General features: G+C 50.5%; 7 protein-coding genes and 1 pseudogene. 7 read left to right on the plus strand and 1 reads right to left on the minus strand.

Annotation, left to right across the window (positions count from 1 at the left end; translation table 11 throughout):
• The first annotated feature begins 21 nt into the window (after window positions 1–21).
• The 7 genes and pseudogenes from ACE419_RS03235 to ACE419_RS03265 all read left to right on the plus strand — a co-directional run bounded on the left by ACE419_RS03235 (window position 22) and on the right by ACE419_RS03265 (window position 9,633).
• Window positions 22–174 (plus strand): transposase domain-containing protein, encoded by a 153-nt coding sequence (locus tag ACE419_RS03235; RefSeq protein WP_435720958.1) that lies wholly within the window; start codon window positions 22–24, stop codon window positions 172–174.
• A 514-nt stretch (window positions 175–688) separates the two neighbouring features.
• Window positions 689–1,555 carry a MerR family transcriptional regulator gene (locus ACE419_RS03240; protein ID WP_435720980.1) on the plus strand — a complete coding sequence of 289 codons (867 nt, stop codon included), beginning with the start codon at window positions 689–691 and terminating at the stop codon, window positions 1,553–1,555.
• A 229-nt stretch (window positions 1,556–1,784) separates the two neighbouring features.
• Window positions 1,785–5,213 carry an autotransporter outer membrane beta-barrel domain-containing protein gene (locus ACE419_RS03245; RefSeq protein ID WP_435720981.1) on the plus strand — a complete coding sequence of 1,143 codons (3,429 nt, stop codon included), beginning with the start codon at window positions 1,785–1,787 and terminating at the stop codon, window positions 5,211–5,213.
• A gap of 401 nt (window positions 5,214–5,614) precedes the next feature.
• A pseudogene (locus ACE419_RS03250) lies at window positions 5,615–5,746 on the plus strand (ESPR domain-containing protein); the annotation flags it as partial.
• 45 nt (window positions 5,747–5,791) lie between these two features.
• Window positions 5,792–7,939 (plus strand): YadA-like family protein, encoded by a 2,148-nt coding sequence (locus ACE419_RS03255; RefSeq protein WP_435721243.1) that lies wholly within the window; start codon window positions 5,792–5,794, stop codon window positions 7,937–7,939.
• 216 nt (window positions 7,940–8,155) lie between these two features.
• Complete coding sequence (locus ACE419_RS03260; RefSeq protein WP_432648481.1) at window positions 8,156–8,458, plus strand: UxaA family hydrolase; 303 nt, start codon at window positions 8,156–8,158, stop codon at window positions 8,456–8,458.
• 14 nt (window positions 8,459–8,472) lie between these two features.
• Window positions 8,473–9,633 (plus strand): UxaA family hydrolase, encoded by a 1,161-nt coding sequence (locus tag ACE419_RS03265; RefSeq protein WP_435720982.1) that lies wholly within the window; start codon window positions 8,473–8,475, stop codon window positions 9,631–9,633.
• 123 nt (window positions 9,634–9,756) lie between these two features.
• Here the strand turns inward: ACE419_RS03265 and ACE419_RS03270 are convergent, their stop codons facing one another.
• Complete coding sequence (locus tag ACE419_RS03270) at window positions 9,757–10,920, minus strand: FprA family A-type flavoprotein (RefSeq protein ID WP_435720983.1); 1,164 nt, start codon at window positions 10,918–10,920, stop codon at window positions 9,757–9,759.
• Window positions 10,921–10,945 lie beyond the last annotated feature (25 nt).

The following is a 10,945-nucleotide window of genomic DNA, read 5'->3' on the forward strand; positions in this document are numbered from 1 at the left end:
GCCAGTGCCGCTGCTTACAGCATTCTCGAGACCGCTAAAGTCAACGAGATAAATCCATACAAATACTTTAAATATCTCTTTGAGCAACTGCCGAACATCGACTTTTTGCGTCATCCCGAAAAGCTCGACGACTTTCTGCCATGGAGCGACAATATCCAACAAAACTGCAAATAATGAATGATCCCGACTGCTGACGCAGCCGGGATCATTTTATGTTATACACCTGATGGTTAAGCGCTTACGCTATAGCATAAAAGATAATAAAAAATAAATCATCTTCCAGATAAAAAGCTGTTAAAGTCATGTATTTGTCTGATTCTGAGGAATCGGCGGCAGCAGATTGACTCTAACCTTAGGACAGGGTTTATTCTGAAAGAGAAGTTAAACTAAGGGTTCATTTTTAAAAATAAATAGTTTTTAAACAACAACTCTGCAGCTGCTGCAGGAGCAGGCTGTCATGAACATAACAGAAGGCATCAAAATGGAAGAAAGAAAGGAACTTAGATTATGTATACCGTGGAAACACAAAAAGAACAAATGTGTGCGGGGGGGGGGGGTACTGACTTCATGAAATGTGCTGTCAGGATGCGCCGCCCCCGCCTCAGCACATGGTCGCAGCGCTTGCAACATTTGCATTCGAAGAATGCTGAGACTGGAACTTTTGTCATTTGATTGGGGAGGAATTACCATGAAAAATAATCGCTTATCCATCGGCCAGATGGCCAAACTGAACCACACGACGCTGGCTACGCTTCGTCTTTACGATAAAATGGGGCTGCTGTCACCGGCTTACACCAATCCGGAGACGGGCTACCGCTACTACGATGTCACGCAGTGCGCGACGTTCCATATGATTCAGAACAACAAGAACCTCAACATGAGCCTGAAGGAAATCAAGGCCATTCTCGACAAGAGTGACTTTCATTTTCTGCTGAAACTCTACCACGAAAAGATGGCAGCACTCGACAAGGAGTTCGAGGAACTCGAACGCAAACGCCGCACGCTGAAGAAAATCGCGGACTGGGCGGACTTTTATCAGCACCGTCCGCCTGTCGGCACCTTTTCCCTGCTTTATATGCCAGAACACTGCCTCTACAAGATGCCGGCCGACCGCAATTATTTTCAGGAGGATTTTGGCAGCTTCATCTACGGCTTGTCGCAGCTGGAGTCGCTCATGCAGAAAAATAATTTCCCGCTCGTGTATCTCTACACGGCCTTTATCTCGATGAAGCAGGACGAATTCCAGCAGGGCACTTATCGCGCGGAGGCGATCGGCATCCTGCTCGGCGAGGAATACCGGACGTGTCCGAACGTGGAAGTCAAAGAGAGCCGCATGAATGCCTGCGTCTACTTCGACGACTTCACCAAAGTGCACGAATACCTCGCCAAACTGAACAAATACTGCGAGCAGCAGCACTATAAAATCATCGGTGACGCCAGCTGCCGCATCGTCGGCACCCTCGACGTCCACGACTTCCGCCATCCGTCCGAGTACCTGTGCCTTCAGGTCCCGGTCGAAACACAGAGTGATCTTGACGTAAAAGCGAAGAACTGAATCCGTCCATCCTCACGGCAGAAAAACTGGCCTGATTCAAAGCATAAATAAGAAAAATAACAAAAGAGCAGTTTCCCTTTTGCGGGATGCTGCCCTTTTTTGTTTGTTTGCGGTCGATTCGCAATTGCAAAATGAAAGACGCCGCGTTGTTTGACCCTCATGCGGCAACAGGTCGTACGCTTAAATTAGCTTTAAGGCGACTTTAACATAAATGAGGGGGCGTTTGCGCATGAAACGCAGCGTGAAAATGAGGATTTTAGCGGGCATCGGTTTGATGGCCGTCACAGCGTGCTGGAGCGGGACGGAGGTCTATGCGGCGTATGACTCGGCCACGAATACGGATACGCTGACGAACAGTACTATCAGCGCCCATCCGGCGGTCCCTTTTAAAGAGGGCGATCTTTCTTCTTATGACCATCCTGACCGGAACCTGGTCATCAACTGGATCGACAATTCCCGTGCTGACGGTTCCGCCATCCGGAATGCCAATGTCAACGCAAAAAACATTGCCATCAATGCCGATTTTGAAGGGAATGAATGGACCGATAAGGGCATCATCAGCGATGGTAATTTTGAAACCCACGTTACGGCCAGTGGCGATATCACCATCAGGACTCATAATGATGCCGTACATACTGAAAATTACAATGGTAAGATGACGATCGATGGGTTCAAAAACCTGAATATCACCACTACGGGTGTCGGCTTTGGTGTCATGGATGCCGGCAACGGCGTTTTCATCAATGGCGGAGCGGGAAGTACGGTAAATATTTCCGCTCTGACAGGGGATCGTCCTGCCATTGGCGCTTCTTTAAATACCGAATTAGCTTATTGGGATCCTCAATACGCCATGGGCACAGGTATCACCATCAATGCAGATAAAATTATCCTTTCTTCCCCCAATGCCTCTGTTTTTGCCGGAATCGGCGAGAATCATGATTTTAAAGTCAATCTGAATGCGAAGACAGTGGATTTGACAGGTGGAATTTTTGCAGAGGGAGGAAGTACGGTATCCATCAACCCGGATATTGATGGAGTGGTCAAAATCACTTCTACGAAAGAGAACAATAGCAGCATTTCAGCCTCCAGTGATTATACTACAGGGAAAGTTACGAATGTCATCATCAATGGGAATAAAGGCGGCACAGCCCAGGTTTTAGGTGAAATCGAAGCAGATGATGCATGCGTTACTATCAATATGACCGGTGCGGGTTCTTATATCAAATCTACAGCAACCGGGAATACCAGTGAAGATAGTCTGGCGAAAGATGTGCTCCTTGCCAATGGAGACAACGCCAAGATTAAATTGGATTTTAGCGGTAACAATTCGCTGATTCGCGGAGATATGACTGCATCTACGGGTGGAGACTTGGATATCAAGGCATCGGGTAATAATTTCTCTATAGCTCGCACTTATACTTGGGATGAGCCTTTCCGCCACGGTGTCATACAGGCGGACAGAAAGGGAACAGCAAATCTCGTACTCACCGGCAATCATAATCGAATCGATGGCAGCTTAAAGGCATATTATAATGGCCAGATCAATCTGAAGATGTCAGGAGATGATGCCGTCTTCAATGGGAATATGTGGACAGAAATTGATACTCCTAAGGAATCGCCGCAACATTCACGTGATGACAATGCAGCTATTCATGCCGAATTTTCCGGTAAAAATGCCCAGATAAAAGGTGATATTGTATCGAGAGAAGGCCATAGCCAAATTACAGCCGGTTTTTCAGGAGAAAATGGGAGATTGACAGGGGATGCAAAGGCAATCGGTACTTTTACGATGAGTTACGACAGCCGTTATCCTAACAAACGTTTTTATACGCTCACTGACGATACCGTAACTAACCTCAACATGACTGGTGTGCATACTTCTCAGATTGGTAATCTGGTTGCAGAGGGAAACAACACATTGAATGCCAATTATACGGGACTGGGTTCCAGCCTTACGGGTAATGCTGATAACAAAGGCATCATGAACCTGACTTTCGATAATCAGTCCTCGATGACTGGCAATATGGCCAACGACACGATGAAATATGATGATGACAAAGGAACCTCCTTTGCTGGCCAGCTCAAAGCTGACTTCAACAACGGCTCTCATTGGACCGGTAATTTGACGAATAATTCTGGTACGACGAATGTCGGCTTTAATAATGATTCACTATGGACCGGCAATCTTTCCAGCACGTCTGGCACGGCTGCCATCAATCTGAACAATGGCAGTGTCTGGAACGGCGCTTCGTCTGGCAATGGCGATATTAATCTTACGAATGCTTCCCTTTGGAACGTGACGAAGGACAGCACGGCAAACAGTGTCAATCCTGATGGCAGCAGCGTGATTTCTCTTGCCGGTGCGGCGAAGAAGCTCGAAACGCAAAAGCTCGGGGGCACGGGCGGCACATTCCTGATGGACCTTTCCTATAAGAATAATGATGTCAACACCTACCGCAATGGCGGCGGTGACTTTGTCGTGGCACATGGCGGCACGGGCAGTGCCTACAACGTTTCCCTGACAAATAACAGCAGCGTCAATGGCATGACCGACGGCAGCAAGCTTTATTTTGCTTCGACTGCCGCGGATTCCTCGACGTTCCGCATGAATCAGTCCGTTCAGGTGGCAAACTACAACAAGATTTACAATAAGAACCTCATTGTCAAGAAAGAAACGGAAAACAGCGATTCTGACTTTAAGGGCTATGACGACTGGTTTCTGACGCCGGACAGTTCGAAGGGGAATGGCGGCAATACGATTAACCCCAATGGCATCGTGCCGGGCTCGGCTGCGAATGAGGCGTTTGCGCTCTGGCGCGATGACGACACGCTGCTCAAACGCCTCGGCGAACTCCGTTATCAGCAGCAGGACGAAGGCGTCTGGGCGCGCATGGTCAACAAACACCTCGAACGCGACGGCCATCATGCGTTCCACGGCAACTATAAGACCCTGCAGGTCGGCTACGACAAGAAAAAGACTACGGAGAGCGACGGCAATTGGTACTACGGCGGTGCCATCTCGCACCTCTGGGGCAATACGGGCTACACGGATGGCTATGGCTCCGAAAAATCCACGGACCTTTCGCTTTACGCCACGAACATCCGCCCGCACGGCCATTACCTTGACCTCATCGGCAGAGTCGGCCGCATCGACTCCGACTACAACACGAGTTACCGCGACCACGGCAAATTCGAGAACTGGGGCACAAGCATTGGCGCGGAATACGGCCGCAAAAAAATGCTTGACGGCGGCTGGAGCATTGAACCGCAGGCCCAGCTCACATATCATTACCTCTGGGGTGACGACTACACGACAGGCAACGGCGCGAAAGTCAGTCAGGACAACGCCGACAGCCTCGTCGGACGTCTCGGCTTCGTCCTCGGCAAGGACTTCAACGTCGGCACGCCAAATGTCGGCCGCGTTTACCTCAAAGCTTCCGTCCTGCACGACTTCCTCGGCAGCACAGGCAGCAGCATAACCGACGACCTCACCTACCGCGATGACGACGACCTCGGCGACACCTGGTACATCGCCGGCATCGGCACGAATATCCACTTCGGCAAAGATAACGAATTCTACTTCGACGCCGAACGAAACTTTAACGCTGATGTCAACATGAAATACCGCTTTAACGCCGGTCTTCGCTTTGGGTTTTAATAAGGTTTGAACATATTTGCTCGAGCCAGGCAATATCTTATAAAAAATTGTATAGATTATGAACAAGCAGCCGCTTTACAGACCATACTTTGTAAAACGGCTGCTTTGTTTATATGTCATCTAAAGACATGAACTAAAAATGAAACGTTTTATATTTGCGATAACCTTATCTCATGATACCGATAGAATAAAGAGATTGATTGACTTTATGTATTATAAATATTTTAATAATGTTTTGTACGAGTACACATGTGCACATATTATGGATAAAATAGTAAAAATAAAATGATATATTAATTGGCAATACATTAAGCCATCGTCATTGTTGTAATTTGACTCTCATCCAACGGCATGCCATATGCTTGATTTGTCTACAAGTCGTTTTTTAAGGGGGATGCCAGATGAACAAAGTTTATAAAGTCATCTACAGCAAGGCACGCCAATGCTATATCGTCGTGTCCGAACTGGCAAGAAATCATCATAAATCCGTCTCGAGCAACGGAGCTGTTGTCGGTAGCAACAAACTTAGTCGACTTCTCGTTGCTGCTCTTGCAGCTGGAACATTGACGTGGGGAATTTTGCCAAGTGACACATTTGCTGCAGATCCGGCCATCGTGACGGATGCAAAAGGGAATATCCTGAGTACGGATGCTAAAACAAAAGATGAAATTGCCGAAGATTCTGATAGTTTCCCACAAGGGAGTGGACAGAGCATTGCCATTGGCAAGGATGCCTATGCTTTCATGCAGGGTGGTAGTAAAGCACAAATGATGCTCTTCGGGGAAAAGAAAGCGACCGGCTCCATTGCCATTGGTGAAGGCGCCCAGGCCTTGTCTCAGGCCATTGCTATTGGCAACAGAGTTTATACAGGAGACTTGGGAGATGTAACCCTTTCAAAGTATAACAATGCTCTGAGTGGCGCCGGTGTTGGGTCTGTCCTTTTGGGCAGCAACAGCTATACCGGTGGTACCCTGAGTACCCTCATGGGTGACTATTCCATTATGTCGACGTCTTATCCCAACGGCAACAGCGCTGCTTATACGCAAAATGCAGGCGCTGTATCTATCGGCGCGCTGAACAGCATCGAATCCGCTACCTCTACAAATCCCACTTCCGGTATTGCTGACAGCATCGTCGGTCTGGCCAACCGGACCCAGAACGCCAATGGGGCGTTGGTTTATGGTGCCGGCAACGAAATTACCAATTCTATTGCAACGGCTGCTGCACCTAGCTTTGCTTCTTCTGCTAAAAAAGCCGCAAACGATTTAAGAGAATCTGTCAAAAACAATCCTGGCGGGGCTGCGCTGGCCATTGGCGGCGGCAATAAAATCGACAGGTCCATCCGGACACAGGTCATGGGCGTCAACAATGAAGTGACCGGCAGCTTGTATCACGAAGATGCGCAATACATCGATATTTTTGGGCATAAATTTGAAACCAGCCCCGAAGTCAATGAATATAGCAGCCAGTACAACATGGTAGATGGCTACAATAACAAAGTTTCCAATACCAACAATGCTTATGTTATTGGTACGAACAATACAATTTTAGGCAAGACTTTCTCGGCAGATACGAAAGATGGTACTTTGAGCAAAGCTGACCGCACCAAAGCCAAGGAAAGTGACAACCTGGTCATCATCGGTGACAATCACACCATGGGTAAGGATGTGAAGAACAACATTGTCATCGGTACTTCTGATAAAGCCCTCACCACTAGTGTTTCCAACGCTGTCCTGTTGGGGCACAATGCCGATGTCCAGAACGATGGTGGCGTGGCTGTGGGTGACAGTTCTGTTGCCTCTACTGACAAGGGTGCCGTGGGCTACGACTTGAAGGGCGAAGACCACAGCATTGATACCACCGGTACCTGGAAATCCACGGCTGCCGCTGTTTCCGTAGGTGATACGACCAAAAATCTAACTCGCCAGATTACAGGCGTAGCGGCGGGCTCGAGTGATACCGATGCGGTCAATGTTGCTCAGTTGAAAAAAGCTATTTCAAGTGCTGCTGGAACGGTAAAGGATACCCGCAATACGGTAAAAGCTGGCGAAAATGTCACCTTAGATACCAAAGGAAATGATGATAGCGGTTATGAATACACGGTCAATGTCAAAGCAGACGGCAAGGTGGCATCTGGCGATACGAAGCTAATCAGCGGTGATACGGTGTACAATGAGACTCGCGTTCAGCAGGATGGCACGTATGTGAAGAAGGATAAGACCGCAGGCGAGAACCTGACGGCTCTCGATAATCAGGTCGCAAACAACACGCAGAACATCACGAATGTCAATGGCCGCGTCAATGACCTCGACAGCAAAGTCAACAAGGTCGGTGCTGGTGCGGCAGCTCTTGCGGCCCTGCATCCTCTTGACTTTGACCCGGATGACAAGTGGGATTTTGCGGTCGGCTACGGTAATTACCGCGATGCGAACAGCGTGGCGGTCGGCGCGTTCTACCGTCCGGATGAGGATACGATGTTCAGCCTCGGCACGAACTTTGGCAACGGTGAGAATATGATCAACGCCGGCGTTAGCTTCAAGTTCGGCCAGAAGGGCAAGACCTCGAACGATCGTCTCGTGATTAATAAAGAAGTCACGGAGCTGCGCGCGACGGTTTCCCGTCAGGACGAACAGCTCAAGAAGCAGGACAGCGAGATCAAAGAGCTCAAGGCCATGGTCAGCAAGCTTCTCGCAGCCCAGAACAATAAGGCGGAAGCTGCTAAATAAAATATTTTTGCGTAAAGCAAAGACGCGCAAAGGTCACATGGGAATCCCGTGTGGCCTTTTTTGTCATTTTTGACTGTCATGAAGGAAATGGATAGGGATGAGGCGAAGTATGTTGAGTATGGGAAAAACCGATTGGTCTATCGGATTAGACGGCTTTTCTTTAAGCCAGAATCGTTTATGATGGAATTATCATGAGTCATCAGGAGAGTGAAAGAAATGGAGAGAAAAGCGGTTCTTTTGGATTTGAAGGATAATGTCGCGACCTGTACGGGCGAGGTCCGGACGGGGGACACGGTTTTGGCCGTGGGCGATGAGAAGGTCGAGGTTGTGGCGGCCGAGGATATTCCGATTTGGCATAAGATTGCGCTGCGGCCGATTGCGAAAGGCGAGGCCGTTATCAAATACGGCGAGATGATTGGCGAGGCCGATAAGGATATCAAAAAGGGCGGCTGGGTGTCACATGAAAATATTCACAGTGTGCCGCGCGATTATGAGAGTGAATATATTTTGAAGGATTAAGGGGGATGCGTGAGATGGAATTTTATGGTTATCGCAGAAAAGAAGGCCGTCCGGGCATCCGCAATCATGTCTTGATCCTGCCGACCTGTGCCTGCGGCAGTGAGAGCTGCCGTATTGTCGCTTCGCAGGTGCGCGGGGCTGTCAACATTGTCTTTAACACGGGCTGTAGCGATGTCGCGGCGAATACGGCCATGAGCCAGAAGGTCCTGACGGGCTTTGCGCTGAATCCGAATGTCTACGGCGTGGTCATCATCGGTCTCGGCTGTGAGACAGTGCCGCATGCAAAGCTGCGCGAGAAAATCCAGGCGTTGACTTCTAAGCCAGTCGTATCTTTCGGCATTCAGGAAGAGGGCGGCACGCTCAAGACGATTGAAAAGGCCGTGCGGGCGGCAAGGGAGATGGCCGCGGAAGCCGGCATGCAGCAGAAGGAACGCTTTGACATATCGGAGCTCCTGATGGGCATCGAGTGCGGCGGCAGCGACGCGACTTCGGGCATTGCCTCGAATCCGGCCGTGGGCAATCTCAGCGACCGACTCGTCGACCTTGGGGCTTCGACCATCATGAGCGAATCGATTGAATGGATTGGCGGGGAGCACGTGCTCGCGCGCCGCGCGGCCACGCCGGAGATTCACGACCAGATTATCCGCGTCTGCGAGGCTTACGAAAAGCACCTGCTCGCGGCCGGTCAGGACTGCCGTGCGGGCCAGCCGACGCCGGGCAATAAAGCAGGCGGACTGTCGACAATTGACGAAAAAAGTCTTGGCTGCATCCGCAAGGGCGGCACGCGGCCGATTGTCGAGGTGCTGGAGCAGGCGGAGCGTCCGACAAAGAAGGGCGCCATCGTCATGGATACGGCCGGCTACGATATTTCGTCCGTGACGTCGATGGTTGCAGCGGGCTGTCAGGTTGTCATTTTCACGACGGGACGCGGCACGCCGACGGGCAATGCCATTGTGCCGGTTTTCAAGGTCACGGCCAATGCCCATACGTACAGCTGGATGGAAGACAATATGGACGCGGACCTTTCGCCAATCCTCAGCGGCGAAAAGACGATTGCCGAGTCCGGCGCGATGTTGCTCGAGAACATCCACGACGTGGCCAATGGCCGCCTGACGAAGGCCGAGGCCTACGGCTTCTCGGATATTGCCGTCGACCATGTCTGCCGTTTCGTTTAATCTCGCAAGAACATAAAAAAGCCAGCCGCGCTGCTGTTTCCCTTTTTGGACAGCGGCGCGGCTGGCTTTTTCTTTATTTGTTTATGTGCTGTTTAACTGCTTCCTATATATTAAGGAAGGAAATCAGCAGATGGAGTGGACGGCTTCGCGAAGTTTCTCTGCGGATTCTTTGTCCGGCGTGTTCAGAAGGCGCTGTTTGTCGAGGACGATTTTGCAGCCGGCGGCCTTGAGTTCGTCTTCGACGAGGCCGATGCTCTGGCCGCCCCAGCCGTAGGAGCCGAAGGCGAAGGCTTTATGGCCTTTGGCCGTGAGGCCCTTGAGATAGCAGAGGAAGGAGGCAATCGTCGGCAGCATCTGGTTGTTGATGGTCGGCGAGCCGACGGCGAGGTATTCGCTCGTGAGGATGTCGGTCATGATGTCGGACAGGGCGTTTTTCTTGATGTCGTAGAATGTCGCGGGCACGCCTTTTTCTTCAAAAGCTTCGGTAATCGTGCGGGCCATCTTTTCCGTCGAATGCCACATCGTGTCAAAGACGACGACGGCGCGCTTTTCGAGGACGCCCGTCGACCATTTCTCGTAGAGGTCGTGGATTTCCTTGATGTGGGAACGCCAGATGATGCCGTGGCCCGTCGCAATCATCTCGATGTCGAGGTTCTTGAGGTCCTTGAGGGCTTTTTGGGCCTGACGGCCGTAGAGCATGAGGATGTTGGCATAGTATTTCTTGGCTTCGTAGTAGAGCACGCCGAGGTCGTTCTGGTCGTCGAAGCGGTTGCTCGAAGCGAGGTGCTGGCCAAAGGCGTCGTTCGAGAACAGGATTTTTTCCTCAGGGCAGTACGTGACCATGCTGTCCGGCCAGTGGAGCATCGGCGTCGGCACGAACTGCAGCGTGCGTTTGCCAATCGTCAGCGTGTCGCCGGCCTTGACGCCTTCGTACGGCAGCTCGCCGTAGCGCGACTTGAGGCCTTTGAGGCCGTTCGGGATGCTCGTGATGACTTTGGCATTCGGGCAGTGGGCCATCATGAAGGGCAGCGAACCCGAATGATCCGGCTCGACGTGGTTCGAGATGATGTAGTCGATTTTCGCCGGGTCGATGACGGACGAAACGCGCTCAAGGAGTTCTTCTTTAAACGGTTCCTTGACCGTATCAATTAAAGTGACTTTTTCATCGAGAATCAGATAGGCATTGTAGCTTGAGCCGCGGCTCGTCTCGTAGCCGTGGAAGCTGCGCATGGACCAGTCAATGGCGCCGACCCAGTAAATATCATCACGGATTTTAACTGCTTGCATGTTGATACCTCTTTCTTATGTTTAT

The sequence above is a fragment of the Mitsuokella apri genome (genome assembly GCF_047974105.1).
Taxonomy (GTDB): domain Bacteria; phylum Bacillota; class Negativicutes; order Selenomonadales; family Selenomonadaceae; genus Mitsuokella.